This window comes from Scytonema sp. PRP1 (assembly GCF_036697665.2).
Taxonomy (GTDB): domain Bacteria; phylum Cyanobacteriota; class Cyanobacteriia; order Cyanobacteriales; family Nostocaceae; genus Kalymmatonema; species Kalymmatonema gypsitolerans.
Genome location: NZ_JBAHYJ020000059.1, coordinates 234,701 through 249,446, shown reverse-complemented (window position 1 = coordinate 249,446; position 14,746 = coordinate 234,701). Strand labels below are relative to the sequence as shown.

The following is a 14,746-nucleotide window of genomic DNA, read 5'->3' as shown; positions in this document are numbered from 1 at the left end:
CATGCAGAGGGAGAATTGTAATACTTGGTTTATCTAGATTGTAATCCGCCTACTCGTTGTCTATTCGCGCTTGTTGCCCTATGTCCTTGTCCCGTTGGTTGCTAAAATTACAGTCTTTCAAGCTAGAATTTTTGCTGCCTGTACCACTGCTTTTAATTGCTTTTGGACTTGGTGGTGAACCGTTGACAAACCTGCTATTGAGTCGTTACTACGGTACAGTAGACAAGCTCCAAGCTGATACACACACGCTAACAATGCAGCTTGTGACCAATGTACGAGTCATCAAAGCTGAAATTGAAAAGGAGCGTGATTCTACCATAGTTGAACTGAAGACTGCCAACTCTGTACTCAAAAAGTTAGAATTCAAGTTTCCAGCCACAGAATTAAGCTCTATTAAAGGCATGATTGCTGAAGAACTGGGAGTGTCTGCGGAAGTAGAAACTCTGCAACCTAATACACAAATGCAGGTGCAGCTTGCAGTCAAGGCGCTAGGAATCCTAGCTGAAATCGATAAGGAGCAGGGGTTTACCAAAGTTGAGGTCAACACCGCAGACTCTGTACTTAAAAAGTTAGAATTTGAGTTCCCAGTCACAGAATTAAGCTCTGTAAAAGCGATGATTGTTCAAGAACTAGGACTGTCTCCTGAAAATGCCACGATGTTAGTCAGCTATCGACTAAAAAGCTAGCAAGCATTCAAAATACTTTCTAAGAGCCCACTCTCCCACTCTCCTCAGGAGGTTTGAGGCTATAACCCATGCCGTAGACGGTTTTAATCCAATCTTCTGCACCAACCAACTGCAACCGATGCCGCAACTTACGTACCAGTACAGTTAAAGCATTGCTTTCGGGTTCCATACCCCACTCCCACAATGCTTCTTCTATTTGATTGCGAGTTAAAATCTGATTGGGGTGACGCATCAAATACTCTAGCAGTTGAGCCTCGCGGGGCGATAATTCCACACTAGCGTCACCCCGTTCCACTGTTAACGTAGTTAGATGCAGTTGTAAATCTGCCATGCGGAGGGTTTCTCCCTGCCATAAGGGCGATCGCCGCGCCAAAGCACGTACCCGCGCTAAAAGTTCCACAAGATCCGCAGGTTTGACCAAATAATCATCTGCTCCGGCATCTAAACCTGTGACTTTATCTGGGGTAGTATCCTTAGCAGTGAGCATCAATACAGGCGCGGTTTTACCTGCTTGGCGATACTGACGACACAGACTCAACCCGCTGATTGTCGGCAACATCCAATCTAGTATCAACAGATCATACTCTTTGGAGGACAATAGCCATTGTGCGATTTCCCCGTCTTCAACGCCATCGACAATGTAGCCAGCTTCCGACAGCACACCCTGTAATGGCTCTAATTGTTCGGGGTCGTCTTCTACTAGTAAGATACGCATAAGCCTTTTTGGTGACCCGTGTTTGCTATAGAACCGCCTTGCTCATAATACAAAAGCCTAAGACTTCCCACTTCTTCCAGCAGTTAGATTATCTTGAGGTAGTGAGCATCACATACCAGCCGCTAGCACGTTTAACAATCCGAACCTTACTGGCTATAAATACCAGCCTAAGAGACCGTAAGCTAGCCAAAGCAACACAAGGGAGAAGTAAGGAAATCTGCTGAAACCAACGTTCCTAACAATTTTATGTCCTTTTATCGGGTGATGCGGAGGATTTTGTCCTGCTGTGGCGGGCAATTTCCGCGCCCGTCGCAGTTACTGGTTGTAACATATAATTCGCCATCCGGTCCCATGATTGCCTCTCGGAGTCGCCCCTGTTTACCTTGCAAGTACACCTCATGCAGCTGGACTTGTTGGGGTGACTTTGGATTGAAGGCGACACGGTGCAGATGTTGGGAGCGGAGGGTAGCAATAATTAAGCTGCCTTTCCACTCAGAAATCGCATTTCCTGTATAAATTGCTGCCCCACCTGGAGGTAAAGCTTGACGCCAGACGATGGACGGAGTAACAAGTCCTTGTCTTGATTCGCAACGGTAGATGGTGGGCCAGCCGAGGTTGTCGCCTGCTCTTGCTACACTAACTTTATCGTGACCGCTTCTGCCCAACTCACCACTCGGACCGTGGTCTGTTACCCATAGGATTGATGGATCAGCCCAATCAAACCCCTGAGTGTTGCGAATACCAGTAATATATACGGGATTTTTCGGGAACGGATTGTCTTGCGGCACTTGTCCGTCAGGCGTCACGCGCAGAATTTTACCTGCAAGGCTATTAACATCCTGGGAACTTTGGGGGTTTCTGGCATCGCCAGTCCCAATGTAGAGCATTCCATCAGGACCAAAGCGGATGCGGCCACCGTTATGATATTGCGCTACAGGAATATTGTCGAGAATTATTCTATCTGGGGAGGCACTGAGTCCATTCTGGGATAGTCGCCATCGTTCAACGCGATTGACCTGCGACCCATTTTTGTCAGTGGTGTAGTACACGTAGAAAAGTCGGTTTTGGGCAAAGTTTGGATGAGTCGCAATGCCAAGTAAACCATCTTCGCCACTATCTGTAACATCAATGGTGGCTACTGGCTTTTGGACAAGTTTACCACCCCGCACGAGGCGAACCCGTCCAGGTCGTTCAGTGACTAACATATCTTGATTTGGCAGAAAAGCAATTCCCCAAGGAACTTCAAGACCTGTTACCACTTCTTGGGCCCGCACCTTTACTCGTCCTTGTGAACCGAAGTTATCTTGCACTAAAGTACACGCTTGATTCTTGGTAGAAGTTTGTTGACTGGCTTGTTGAGTTGTTTCTGTTTGTTGATTGTTAGCGTTTGCGGATTCAGATGTTGGTAAGGTGCAAGAAGAAATTCCCAAGCATACCATGCCAACAAGTAATTTGGCTGCAAGTATTCTTGTCAGGTTCATGATAATTTTCTCCAAAAAATTGCTGCTTGCATGGTCTTTGAAATAGCTAAATAATTAATTTCCCTAGTTCTAGGATTTGTTGCGAATTTGCTAGGGATGCAGTTGACGGCTTGACTGTGTAGTCACCATGAATACCATTAATTCTATAGATATTTTGTCTGTCGCTGAGTTTTATAACCTCTATCCACAGACCTGACTTGAAAAAAGGCAGCAATGCTGAAGGGAAAACAGGTTTTTTCATCCGTTCTGGTGTACGGAAGTACATGATAGCTACTTGGAAATTAGGCGCTTTCACTTTTTGGTCACATTTATTGTCAACACTGATGACACATTAGACAATGGCAATAGCCTTGTAAGTTCGTCAGAATTTATTGAGAGGTAAAATGGTTTCCAATCAACTCCAGCACGCCGTTGGTATATTTCCTAGCCGTAGAAGTGTGCTACAGGCGCTCAACGAATTGAGCAGTAGTGGCTTTCCAATGAAGAAAGTTTCTATCATCACTAAAAAAACCAAAATCGATGAGCAATCTGATGATGTTGACATGAGTGAACCTGCTCTCACTTCATCTGAAGGTGCAGTTGCGGGTGCGATCGCTGGTGCTACGACAGGAGGTTCACTTGCCTTAGTTGGGGGTTTGGCTGCTTTGCTCATTCCTGGAATTGGTCTGGCGCTAGCAGCAGAATCTATTTTACTCATCCTTGTAGGCACTGGAGCTAGTGCAGCAGCTGGCGGTCTTGTTGGCGCACTACAGGGTTGGTTTGTTCCTGAAAAAATCGCCCAACTGTATAATGAGCGAGTCTTCCAAGGCGATTATTTGATGACGCTAGAAGGCACAAACGAAGATATTCGTCATGCTGAACCTGTTTTAACGGTATCGCGGAAGTCCCCACCCTCAATCGAAGATAGGGTGGGGATGGACAGCGGGGTGCGACGATTACATCTTTGACTAATAGCAGCGACTAGGCTGCTGAGGGAAAAAGATGTATGAGGAGCAGCCAAATCAATTGGAGGGATGCTCCTGAGATTGAATGTATTGCTTGATTCTTTCAATCGGTGCGCCGCCAGTAGAAGCAACATAATAAGAACTAGACCAAAGTACTGAATTTTTGTATATAGTTGCAAGATGTTGTGAGAATTCTTTTTGAATAATCCTGCTGGATGCTGATTTCAGACTTCCAGCAAGTGCAGAAAGATTATTGTCGGGATGAAAGTCTATTAGCAAGTGAACATGGTCTGATTCTCCGGAAAACTCAATCAACCGACACTTGGTCTTTACACATACATTTGCAAATATCTCTCGTAACCGTTCCAGCATTGGGGCGGTTATTGCTTTTCGTCGGTACTTAGTTACAAAAACAAGATGTAGGTGAACAGAGAAAACAGAGTGAGAGCTTTTACGTGGGTGCACTTGACATACCTTTACTTCAACGATAGCATCAGTATAGCTATTAAGTAGGAGGTAAACACGCACAGTGGCAACAAGGCGAATGACTTTTCGGTTATACCCAAATAAGCAGATAGAACAGTCTTTGCGGTATCACCGGAAACTTCATAAAGACTTGTTCAATGCTGCTGTATACAACAGATTTACGCAGTACGAAAAGTTTAAGCATTCTGTTAGCTATATAGAGCAACAGAATAGTTTACCTGCGTTCAAAGAAGTCTGGACAGAATACAAAGAGATTAATTCTCAAGCCTTACAAGCTACCCTCAAAAGAGTAGATTTTGCATTTGAACGTTGGTTCAAGGGGTTAGGTAAGCGTCCGAAGTTCAAATCAATTCGTCATTACTCAGGATGGACTTACCCAGCTAAGACTGGTTACTCTGTTGAGTCCAACGGCGAGAATGGATACCTCAATTTGTCCAAAATTGGGCGTATTCAGATGCGCGGAAAGGCGAAGTATTGGGGACAGCCTACAACTTGCACCATTGTTTACCGCAACGGAAACTGGTACGCATCTATAACGGTTGACGTATTAGAACAAGTATTGAAACCTAAAGTTTTGCCAGTCGGTGCTATTGGTATTGACTTGGGTTGCAAGTCGGCACTGTCCATGACTGATGGAACCAATCATCAACACTCTTGTGCTCCCAAATTCTTACGAAATGCCGAATGCAAAATAAAACAAGCGTCCAAAGAAAAACGACGATCACGCGCACCAAACAGGAAGAAGAAAGTTAAAGCTTCTAGAAGATGGAAAAAAGCCCAATCTAAAGTCAGTAAGCTTGTTCGCAAGGTTGCTAACTCTAGACAGAATTGGGTACATCAAGTTGCAGCAGAAATAGTAAGCGGTAATAGCTTCGTTGCAACCGAAAAGCTAGAAGTGAAAAAAATGACAAGTATTGCTAAGAAAGGTAAACGTAAAAAGCAAAAAGCTGGGCTAAACAAGTCAATACTTGATGTTGGTTTTGGAATGCTCAGAAGTACTATCAAATACAAAGTAGAACAAATTGGTGGTGTATTCATTGAAGTCCCGACCAAAAAAGTAAAGCCCAGCCAAACCTGTCCGAAATGTGGGCATCAACAAAAAAAGACACTCGATGAAAGAATTCATGAGTGTCAAGAGTGTGGATATGTTCAAGACAGGGATATTGCTGCCGCAGAAGTTATGCTTTATTGGGCTAAAGGAACTCTACCGGGGCTTGGAACGAGCCTCGTAGACGCAGAGTCGCCTAGCTCTACTTCACGTACCCGCAAAACTGCTGGAAGCATGAAGCAACTAGGGGCGAAGAAGCGTCAGAAATCTACTCTTACTGGGCTGGATGTAGAAACCCGCCCTTCTACGAAGTAAGGGCGGGTAGTTCATACCGCTGTGGTATTCAGGAGTGGCGCGTTTTTGACATTCCTACAAATTGAAGCAATTGAGTATGAAATTGATAACGATGCTCTACCAGCTAAACAAGCTACTTACGTACCTAACTTCCTTTGTTTAAAGTAAAATAATAAATCAAAGAACATCAGGAGTTACCATGTACGTGCTAATTGGTGGAGCAGGTTTGGTAGGGCTATGTTTAGCACAGAAATTGGTAGAACTAGGACATACGATAGGTGTGATTGACATTGACCCTAACGCTTGTCGTTATGCCCGCGAACAAGTGGGAGCAATGGCTTTTGAAGGCAGTGCTGTTAGTACAGAAGTGTTGTTAGAAGCTGGGATTCGTAAAGCTGATGCCCTAGCAGCCGTTCTCCAGGATGATGCTTTAAACTTAGCAATGGTAACTCTCGCCAGACACTACGGTGTTCCCCATATTCTGTCTCGGATGCGCCACCCCGATTTTGTGGAACCGCTGCGTTTAGCTGGAGCTAATCATATTATCAGTACCGTCGATCTGGCAGTTTCAACAATGGTGAATTCTATTGAGTATCCGCAAGTAGAATCAATGATGCATTTTGAGCAGGGACAGATTGAGGTTTTAAAACTTTCCATCTCAAACAATTGCTATGTTGTCGGTCGTAGCGTTGCCGAAATTGCTCAGGATTCCCGGTTTCCTACTGGCTCTTTAATAATTGGCTATCAACCCCATCCCCACGAGGATTTGATGATTCCTAACGGCAGTACAGTACTGGAACCCGATTCAACTGTGTTAATTGTGACTAAACCAGGGACATTACATCAAGTCATTGATTTTATCGAAGGTTGTAAATGATTAATTTAAATGAAGCTATATCCGCTTTTTTATTCAGCGATCGCTGTTATTGTACTGACATCCTGCACATCGCCAGAGAAGCCACCGCCAAAAGCTGATACTAATCAGGTCTCTCAATCTCAAAAGGTGGTAATTTTGGATGAAAATTTCAAGACAGTGACCGGTCAAACTATTTATGTCCCTGTCTACTCGCACATCTATCATGGGGATGGGAAAAGAATTTTCAATTTAGCGGCTACTCTCAGTATTCGTAATACTGATTTGACCAACCCTATCATCATTTCTTCTGTGCGCTACTATGACTCAAATGGGAAATTAATTAAACAGTATTTGGAACGCCCGATTCAACTTGCTGCCCTAGCTTCTACGGATTTTGTTGTAGATAGAACTGACACTAGTGGAGGTTCAGGGGCTAACTTTATTGTGGAGTGGGTAGCTCAAACAAAAGTTTCTGAGCCTCTGGTTGAAGCAGTGATGATTGGTACTGACTTGCAACAAGGAATTTCCTGGATCAGCCCTGGCAAAGTTATTAAAAGTCAAAATAATGACAAGCGCTCATCTTCTGTACAGGGTTCTTGAACGACTAATCATCATCTAGTTTCAGCAATTGCTCGTCAATCTTTTGTATCCGGCGTTGGACAATTTCTTCTGAGAGAATTCGCTTACGCATTGCCTCGTTAAGCGCTGCTTTCTCTGCTAGCAATAAACGGCGACGAATAGCATCGAGTTTTGTGTGTTCGCCTCTGTTTTCGTCAAACTCATTCGGGCGGCGATTATAGAATTCCCGCAGTGTTCTTTCTGCTGCTGCCACTTGCACTTGATAAGCAGAACGCATCTCCTCATAGACAGATTTTGGCAACACCCCTGACTTCAACAGGCTGTCTAATTCATCTTGTGCTGCTTTACCTGCCATTAGCTGGGCTTGCAATTCTTCAACCTGTTGCTGAGCCTCTGAAAATTTAGATAATTTTAAGCGTTTTACCAGCCAAGGCAAACTTAACCCCTGACCTACTAATGATACCAGCACACTACCGAAGACTAAAGCAATGAGACCTTCTCGCCCTGGTAATGTGGTGGGTAAGCTCAACGCCAAAGCCATTGAGAGCGAACCTTTGATGTTGCCTAAAAAGAGTAAATGTTGCCAGCGCAATGGAATTGGGCGGTCAAACCAACGAACTCCTGCTAGCAGCGGATAGACCGTAAGAACTCGCGCTGCTTGATACGCCAAAACTGCAAGGAGAATTCCAGGTAAAGCCCTCCAGAGCGTTACCAGGTCTATTTCTACACCAATCAGTAGAAAAATAAAGGTGTTGACAGTAAAACTGGCATATTCCCAGAAACTCAACAAGGTAATGCGACTAGAAGCAGAAGTATTGCGAGAAAGCCCAAAATTCCCGAAAATTAATCCAGCTACAACGACAGCCACAGCACCTGATACACCTAGAAATTGCCCAACCTGAAAAGTTCCTAATGCAACTGCGACCGTCAGTAAGAGACTGCTTAGGGGATCATCTAAACGGGTAAATATAGGTATGCTCAAGTAGCCCAAGACTAACCCCACTCCGCAGCCTCCTAAAGCGATAAATAGTAGCTGTTGGATTCCCTGTAGTAACGTGAGCGAACCTGTCGAATATACTTGCAAAATCAGGTTGAACGAAACTAGGGCAGCGGCATCATTGAATAGAGTTTCTCCTTCAACGATGGTGGAAAGCCGCGAGGGCACCCGTATCTCCTTAAAGACAGCAATCATTGAAACCGTATCAGTGTTTGCTAGAATGACTCCTACAAATAGAGCGGGTATCCAAGTCAGTCCCAGCCCAAATTTCAATAGAACCGCAATAATACCACTGGAAAACACAGCCCCTGGACCAGCTAGGAGGGCAATCGGTTTAAACGTGCTTCTTAGGCGGCTGATATCTGTATTGATACCAGCTTCAAATATTAAAATCGGCAGGAAAAGATTCAAAACAAGGGTTGGATCTAAACCAATGGGACGAGACAATAGTTCAGTGATCGGCAAACCTGCCAACACTAAACCTGTAACGTAGGGAACACGAAGCCGCCGCGTTAGCAGAGCAACGCCGGTGGCTAGGAGCAGGAGAATAATTGAAACAGTGACTAAGGAAGCAACATCCACTTTGGTTTTGGAAAGTTATTTTGACTTCTGCGATAAACGTTGCCAAAAAGGTGTACAAGTGTCAAAAAAATTTTGTCACACTTGATAGAGAGTGTTTGAGCCATTGTTATAATATATTGTTTTTGAAGAAAATATTGGATTGACGACCTGTCTAATTTTTACCCTGCAAAGTTCCCTAGTACTGTTGAAATCCCTACTGGAACTGACGCCGGATATCGGCGCTTTTTGGGCGATTGTTCCAAAGCTATAGGGTAGCGTCGCCTTCAGGAAAATCTTCCTGGAGAAAAGGAGACAATTCCTGATTCAGCCGACCTGCTTTAACAAATTCAGCGTAGGTGTCTGCCTCAATCGACAGCAGTTCTCTCCGCAGCTGTTCAGCCGTAAAGTTCCGCAAATTAGGATACTCATTTTGTAGTTGGTCAATCTCTTGTTGCAAACGGTTCAACTCCCCTTTGACCAGCGTTTCCTGGTAGCGGTAAAACTCTGGTTCAACACCCGGACGTTCCTCTACTTGATTGAGGTATTGCAGAACACGATTGAGCGCAGCCAAACGCGCGATCGCTTCCGAATATCTCTGACGCAGAGGTTGATCCCCCAAAAGATTGAGTTTCTCCAACAAAGGTTTAACAGTCAATCCCTGCACTAGCAAAGTAAACAACACTACCCCAAAAACTGTGGCAATGATTTCCTCCCGTTCAGGCAGGATAGCAGGTATACTCAATGCCAGAGCAATGGAAACTGAACCTCGTAGTCCGCCCCACCAAAGTACCGTTTGGTCCTGTAAGGGAATGGACGAGTTAACGAGGCGATTACTTAGGCTGCTTAGAGCGTAGATAGCGATCGCCCGTGTCAAAATCACCGCTCCCACGGCCACGGCAATAATTCCCAAGTTTTCTCCTAGAATGGCAAAGTGGATCTGATCGCCAATCAGCAGAAACACAATGGAGTTGACAAAAAACGCCAGAAACTCCCAAAACTCAGTCACAATAATTCGGGTGCGGGGGTTCATACCGATGCGAGAGCCAAAGTTACCTAGGATTAAGCCTGTGGTAACTACCCCAATCACTCCCGAACCCCCCAAATCTTCGGTAATCAGATAAGTGCCGTAGGCAGAAACCAGAGTTAATGATTGCTCTACCAATGGCAAATCGAACCGTTGAGTTAGATAGGAAATACCAAAACCAATGAAACCGCCGACAGCAATACCAATACCAACAACTGAAAACAATTGAACTAAAATCGACTGAATTCCCAAGTTAGCAGTACCTAAGGGAAGCGCCACCAAAAAACTGAAGGCAACTACCGCCATACCATCGTTAAACAGGCTCTCACCTTCCATCAACGTTGTCAGACGACTTCCCACGCCCAGTTCTCGAAATAACGCTGTCACAGAAACCGGGTCAGTAGCAGATAGACTTGCCCCAACTAGCAAAGCCGTAGTTAACGACATTCCAGTGAGTTGATTTAACCCCAAGGCGATTCCTAAAATCGAAATCACTACCCCTAGCACCGCATACAAGCAGATGGGAACTAAATCTCGCTTCAAATTCGACCATTTCAAATTCCATGCCGCTTCAAATAAGAGTGGTGGTAAAAAAATTGACAGAATCAATTGCGGAGAAAGATTCACGAGGCGGACATCGACAAAAGCCAAACCTAAGCCCACAATTACCAACAACAAGGTATAAGGAATCTGGCGAAACCAGCTAAAAATCTGCGGCAGCGTTGCTACACTTAGAGATACTGAGAGTACCAAAAGAAATTGCTTCAGATTGTCTTCAATGATGACCGAAGATTGCACCGACTCAAGCGCCATAACAATTCTAGGCTCCTTATTTGCCACATCAAACGGATTGTCCTCAATTATGCGGTACTGAGGAGATGTAATTCACCTAGTACAGGATTGCACAATATGGTAACGTTATGGATTTATGAGAAGCTGTACTAAGGAAACTTTCTGCTAGAAACTCGCTTGAGTTCAAGTGCTGCATCCCTGTCACTTTTTAGTCACATTGATTTCCAAGACTGGAAACATCAAGAAACTTCTACAGGTTGACAAAGCGGTTCTATATTACCTTTTTAACTTATGAGTTAATCAGGTTCAACGCCAAAGATTTCCTGTACACACAACTCCTCCACGGTATTCTCTATGTTGGATCTCTGGTACAAAAACGCTGTCTTGTACTGCATTGATGTCGAAACCTACATGGACGCCAATGGCGATGGTGTCGGTGACTTTGAGGGACTGACTCAGCGACTAGACTACATCGCTGGGTTGGGAATTACCTGCATTTGGCTCATGCCATTTTATCCTACTCCCAACAAGGACAACGGGTATGACGTGATGGATTACTACAACGTTGATCCCCGTTTAGGTACGCTTGGGGATTTCGTTGAATTTACACGTCAGGCGTATGAACGCGGTATCCGCATTATCGTTGACCTGGTAATCAACCACACTTCCGACCAGCACCCTTGGTTTCAAGCAGCTTGCAAGGATGAAAATTCAAAGTACCGGAATTATTATGTGTGGTCGAAACAGAAGCCTGAAGACATAGAAGAAGGAATTGTTTTCCCAGGTTTTCAAAAGAGTACATGGACTTACAACGAAGAAGCGGGAGCGTACTATGCTCACCGATTTTATGACCACCAAGCTGATCTAAATCTTACCAACCCTCAAGTGCGTCAGGAAATCCAAAAAGTCATAGGCTTTTGGCTTGCTCTAGGTATATCCGGCTTCCGGCTTGATGCGGCTCAGTTTTTAATTGAAATACGGGAGAATAAAACCCAATTTAATGTCGATAGTCTTTACATCTACCTGAAGGAGATACGGGACTTCCTTTCGTGGCGACGTGGGGATGCGATTTTGCTAGCAGAGGTAAATGTCTCCGTGGATGAACTTTTACCATACTTTGGGAACGGAGACAAGATGCAAATGCTCTTCAATTTTATTGTCAATCAGCACTTGTTTCTTGCTCTCGCCCAAGAAAAGGCTGCCCCACTTGTAGAAGCGTTGAAATCACTGCCGAATATTCCTGAAATTGGTCAGTGGGCGAACTTCATCCGCAACCATGACGAACTGACCCTTGATAAACTCTCCGACGCCCAACAAGACGAGATTGCAGCTGCGTTGGCACCAGATAGAGAACAGATGTGGATTTTCGACCGGGGTATCCGCCGTCGCTTCGCCCCAATGGTTGACGGTGACCCGCGTCGGCTGCGGCTTGCTTACAGCCTGATGTTGACCCTACCTGGTACTCCTGTGATCAATTATGGTGAGGAACTTGGAATGGGCGATGACTTGTCCCTAGAAGAACGCAACCCAGCTCGCACGCCAATGCAGTGGTCAAGTGAGGCGAATGCAGGCTTCTCAACAGCACCTCCCGAAGAACTGGTGCTTCCCGTAGTCAAGGAAGGGAAATACAGCTACAAGCACTTGAATGTTCTTGAGCAGCGTCGTGACCCCAAATCGCTCCTCAACTGGATGGAACGCGCCATCCGGATGCGTAAGGAATGCCCAGAGTTTGGTTGGGGGAAATACCAAATCATCAGTGCAGACAATCCTTGCATTTTTGCACACCGTTGTGAGTGGCACAGTGGTGTTGTCATCACCGTGCATAATTTAGCGAATGAGGCTTGTACTGTAACACTTGAGCTAGAAGAAGGCGACGGGGAACGCCTGATAGATTTACTTGGAGACCAGCCCTACGAAGCTATTGACGGTACTTCTCACAATATCCAACTTGAGGGCTATGGCTATCGTTGGTTTCGTGTTGGCTGTCAGCATCTCTAGGCGACAAAATTGTTGTAAATTAATGAAAGGCGATGGAGCTCGCCGTAACCGCCTTTTCATGTTTGTATTAATGCAAAGGCTGATGGCTCCTACTTTTCCGGCTTGCTACGGAAGGGTAGGGCTGTATGCTTTGAACTTCCGGCTTGCAAGTCACGCTTACCCATTGGTGATTCTCAAGCTGCGTGATGTTAGAAAGCTTTCTTTGGATTTTACTTGTAGGCTTTTTCGTCGGACAAATCGCCCGACGGCTGAAAGCTCCTGCACTCGTAGGCATGATTTTAGTCGGAATTCTACTAGGTCCGCAAGTTGCTGACGTAATTAGTCCTGATGTCCTCGCAGCGTCAGATCCCTTGCGAAAGATAGCTGTGATGGTAATTTTGATGAAGGCAGGGTTAGGGTTAGACCGAGAAAAACTGGTACAGCAGGGAACAGTAGCACTACGATTGGGCTTTCTACCTGCTGCGTGTGAAGCTGTGGCGATCGCCCTAGCTGCGATGTGGATTTTAAAGTTCGACTTTCCGACAGGGCTGTTGCTGGGTTGCATCATTGGGGCGGAATCACCAGCAGTTATTGTCCCAGGAATGCTGCGACTGAAAAGCCTGGGTTGGGGGATTGCTAAAGGGATTCCCGATGCCATCCTAACTGGAAGCGCCTTGTCAGATGTGTTACTACTGCTGGTGTTTAGCTTGTTGCTGAACTTTTTGGCACAAGGAGCAGCAGAGGTTACATTACCTTTTGGCTTAACCCTAAGTGCGGTTCAACTTCTTCCCTTTCAGATTATTTGCCAGATTGTTCTGGGAGTCGTGCTGGGTTGGCTGACAGCACAAGTTTTAGTTTTGCTGCTCGTGAAGCAGAACTGGACTCAAAATGCGGTGCAGGACACGCTTGTAGCGGCGAGTTTTGCATTGTTGCTTGTGGTTGTAGCAGAGAAGTTCCCCTATTTCTCTGGCTATCTGGCAGTAATGGCAATCGGATTTTTCTTGATTGAGTTGGATGCTCCTTTAGCACGGCGGTTGCGTCAGGGTTTCGATAGCTTGTGGATTATAGCAGAAATTGTTTTGTTTGTGTTGTTAGGCACAAGTATTCAATTGCAAGTGCTGGAAAAAACTCTGCTTTCAGGGTTGTTGATTCTGGCGGTGGGTACACTCATTGGACGTGCTTTAGGATGGTACTTGTCTACTTTGGGGAGTAACTGGAATCGGCGGGAACGGCTATTTTTGCTACCAGGGAACTCTGCAAAAGCGACCGTTCAAGCGGCAATCGGAGCGATTCCCTTGGCACAGGGGATTCAGGGTGGAGAGACGATCCTGGCGATCGCTGCATTATCTATCCTGGTTACTGCACCTATCGCAGCTTGGGCAATTCCTACATTTGCACCAAAACTGCTAGAACGGGGTGAAGTTGATCCAACCAAGGTAGCGATGCTCCCAGAGGGAGCCGCGCAGGGCGCGAACGCCCGTCGCATTGTCCTGTTAGCCGCTGTTGATACCTCCTCCCTCGCTACTCAAGTGTTGACTAAAGCTGCCGATCTTGCCCGTCGTAGCGATAGCGAGGTCATTGTGTTGCACGTCATTCGCACGATTGATCCGCAAGGCGTAGAGCATCTGCGCTCAAAAGTTCAGCGACTTCTTGCAGACATTCGCCACAAGTTTATCACCGCCACAGGCTCAGTCCCGGAGGAAATTATCCGCTTTGCTCAGGACTATCGAGTCGCTGAAATTGTCATGGGAAAGCGAGGTCATCAACCTTGGAATCAGGTTCTGGTAGGTTCTGTTTCTCAAGCAGTACTTGAATCCAGCCCGATTCCCGTCATTTTAGTTGAAGATGACCGATTGCCGATTCGACCCGAGTAACAATTTACTTTTTTGCTATGCTAAAAAGCCCTGCGATTCGCACTCCTGTTGCTATCAGTCTCGGCGCAATTGCCGGAGCGCTCTCGCGCTATTATCTTGGTTTATGGTTCAATCAGCTTTTCGGTACTGAGTTCCCCTACAGCACCCTCATTATTAACGTTAGTGGTTGTTTTGTCATGGGTTTGTTTACCACACTGGCACTGGGACGATTGATAACAATTCATCCTGATGTCCGCCTGCTAGTCACTACAGGTTTTTTAGGATCTTATACCACGTTCTCAACTTATGAGTTAGATACAACCAAGTTGCTTGAACAACCCAGTATAGAAATTGATTTGCTCTACTGGTTCGGTAGTGCGTTCTTAGGATTGTTAAGCCTCCAGATGGGGATTACTGTGGCTGAATTTCTCTGTATCAAAAAAGAATCATGAC

At 45.5% G+C, this 14,746-nt stretch carries 14 protein-coding genes and 1 riboswitch; of the genes, 8 read left to right on the top strand and 6 right to left on the bottom strand.

What is annotated here, in order from left to right; translation table 11 throughout:
• Window positions 1-80: 80 nt before the first annotated feature.
• Window positions 81-686 (top strand): hypothetical protein, encoded by a 606-nt coding sequence (locus V5G28_RS12305; RefSeq protein WP_332997643.1) that lies wholly within the window; start codon window positions 81-83, stop codon window positions 684-686.
• Window positions 687-705: 19 nt separating this feature from the next.
• Here the strand turns inward: V5G28_RS12305 and rppA are convergent, their stop codons facing one another.
• The 3 genes from rppA to V5G28_RS12290 form a co-directional block, all read right to left on the bottom strand.
• Complete coding sequence (rppA, locus tag V5G28_RS12300) at window positions 706-1,401, bottom strand: two-component system response regulator RppA (protein ID WP_332997640.1); 696 nt, start codon at window positions 1,399-1,401, stop codon at window positions 706-708.
• Between the two features lie 254 nt (window positions 1,402-1,655).
• A complete protein-coding gene (locus V5G28_RS12295) occupies window positions 1,656-2,882 on the bottom strand; it encodes a PQQ-dependent sugar dehydrogenase (protein ID WP_332997638.1) in 1,227 nt (408 codons plus the stop codon).
• Window positions 2,883-2,928: 46 nt separating this feature from the next.
• Window positions 2,929-3,177: a hypothetical protein gene (locus V5G28_RS12290; protein ID WP_332997635.1), complete on the bottom strand. Its 249-nt coding sequence runs from the start codon at window positions 3,175-3,177 to the stop codon at window positions 2,929-2,931.
• Between the two features lie 88 nt (window positions 3,178-3,265).
• On the opposite strand from V5G28_RS12290, the gene V5G28_RS12285 reads away from it, so the two are divergent.
• Window positions 3,266-3,829 (top strand): hypothetical protein, encoded by a 564-nt coding sequence (locus tag V5G28_RS12285; RefSeq protein WP_332997633.1) that lies wholly within the window; start codon window positions 3,266-3,268, stop codon window positions 3,827-3,829.
• Between the two features lie 54 nt (window positions 3,830-3,883).
• Here the strand turns inward: V5G28_RS12285 and tnpA are convergent, their stop codons facing one another.
• On the bottom strand, window positions 3,884-4,291 hold the full coding sequence (tnpA, locus tag V5G28_RS12280) for an IS200/IS605 family transposase (RefSeq protein WP_332997631.1): 408 nt from the start codon (window positions 4,289-4,291) through the stop codon (window positions 3,884-3,886).
• Window positions 4,292-4,370: 79 nt separating this feature from the next.
• Between tnpA and V5G28_RS12275 the strand changes: the two genes are divergently transcribed.
• The 3 genes from V5G28_RS12275 (at window position 4,371) to V5G28_RS12265 (ending at window position 7,110) form a co-directional block, all read left to right on the top strand.
• Window positions 4,371-5,675 carry an RNA-guided endonuclease InsQ/TnpB family protein gene (locus V5G28_RS12275; protein ID WP_332997629.1) on the top strand — a complete coding sequence of 435 codons (1,305 nt, stop codon included), beginning with the start codon at window positions 4,371-4,373 and terminating at the stop codon, window positions 5,673-5,675.
• Window positions 5,676-5,853: 178 nt separating this feature from the next.
• A complete protein-coding gene (locus tag V5G28_RS12270) occupies window positions 5,854-6,531 on the top strand; it encodes a potassium channel family protein (protein ID WP_096562032.1) in 678 nt (225 codons plus the stop codon).
• A 9-nt stretch (window positions 6,532-6,540) separates the two neighbouring features.
• On the top strand, window positions 6,541-7,110 hold the full coding sequence (locus V5G28_RS12265) for a DUF3124 domain-containing protein (RefSeq protein WP_332997625.1): 570 nt from the start codon (window positions 6,541-6,543) through the stop codon (window positions 7,108-7,110).
• A gap of 4 nt (window positions 7,111-7,114) precedes the next feature.
• Here the strand turns inward: V5G28_RS12265 and V5G28_RS12260 are convergent, their stop codons facing one another.
• On the bottom strand, window positions 7,115-8,668 hold the full coding sequence (locus tag V5G28_RS12260; protein WP_332997623.1) for a cation:proton antiporter: 1,554 nt from the start codon (window positions 8,666-8,668) through the stop codon (window positions 7,115-7,117).
• Window positions 8,669-8,912: 244 nt separating this feature from the next.
• Window positions 8,913-10,484 carry a Na+/H+ antiporter gene (locus tag V5G28_RS12255; RefSeq protein WP_332997701.1) on the bottom strand — a complete coding sequence of 524 codons (1,572 nt, stop codon included), beginning with the start codon at window positions 10,482-10,484 and terminating at the stop codon, window positions 8,913-8,915.
• Between the two features lie 333 nt (window positions 10,485-10,817).
• Here V5G28_RS12255 and V5G28_RS12250 point away from each other — a divergent pair, with 333 nt between their 5' ends.
• From V5G28_RS12250 to crcB, 3 genes are all read left to right on the top strand, one after another.
• Complete coding sequence (locus tag V5G28_RS12250) at window positions 10,818-12,461, top strand: alpha-amylase family protein (protein WP_332997621.1); 1,644 nt, start codon at window positions 10,818-10,820, stop codon at window positions 12,459-12,461.
• 19 nt (window positions 12,462-12,480) lie between these two features.
• Window positions 12,481-12,560, top strand: a riboswitch (Fluoride riboswitch).
• Between the two features lie 86 nt (window positions 12,561-12,646).
• A complete protein-coding gene (locus V5G28_RS12245; protein WP_332997619.1) occupies window positions 12,647-14,314 on the top strand; it encodes a cation:proton antiporter in 1,668 nt (555 codons plus the stop codon).
• Between the two features lie 17 nt (window positions 14,315-14,331).
• Window positions 14,332-14,745: a fluoride efflux transporter CrcB gene (gene crcB, locus V5G28_RS12240; RefSeq protein WP_096562038.1), complete on the top strand. Its 414-nt coding sequence runs from the start codon at window positions 14,332-14,334 to the stop codon at window positions 14,743-14,745.
• Window position 14,746: the final 1 nt, after the last annotated feature.

Bases quoted from the DNA above. Each gene is read 5' to 3' on its own strand.
- V5G28_RS12305 (WP_332997643.1), top strand. From the start codon at position 81: ATGTCCTTGTCCCGTTGGTTGCTAAAATTACAGTCTTTCAAGCTAGAA.
- rppA (WP_332997640.1), bottom strand. From the start codon at position 1,401: ATGCGTATCTTACTAGTAGAAGACGACCCCGAACAATTAGAGCCATTA.
- V5G28_RS12295 (WP_332997638.1), bottom strand. From the start codon at position 2,882: ATGAACCTGACAAGAATACTTGCAGCCAAATTACTTGTTGGCATGGTA.
- V5G28_RS12285 (WP_332997633.1), top strand. From the start codon at position 3,266: ATGGTTTCCAATCAACTCCAGCACGCCGTTGGTATATTTCCTAGCCGT.
- V5G28_RS12275 (WP_332997629.1), top strand. From the start codon at position 4,371: ATGACTTTTCGGTTATACCCAAATAAGCAGATAGAACAGTCTTTGCGG.
- V5G28_RS12270 (WP_096562032.1), top strand. From the start codon at position 5,854: ATGTACGTGCTAATTGGTGGAGCAGGTTTGGTAGGGCTATGTTTAGCA.
- V5G28_RS12265 (WP_332997625.1), top strand. From the start codon at position 6,541: ATGAAGCTATATCCGCTTTTTTATTCAGCGATCGCTGTTATTGTACTG.
- V5G28_RS12255 (WP_332997701.1), bottom strand. From the start codon at position 10,484: ATGGCGCTTGAGTCGGTGCAATCTTCGGTCATCATTGAAGACAATCTG.
- V5G28_RS12250 (WP_332997621.1), top strand. From the start codon at position 10,818: ATGTTGGATCTCTGGTACAAAAACGCTGTCTTGTACTGCATTGATGTC.
- V5G28_RS12245 (WP_332997619.1), top strand. From the start codon at position 12,647: ATGTTAGAAAGCTTTCTTTGGATTTTACTTGTAGGCTTTTTCGTCGGA.
- crcB (WP_096562038.1), top strand. From the start codon at position 14,332: ATGCTAAAAAGCCCTGCGATTCGCACTCCTGTTGCTATCAGTCTCGGC.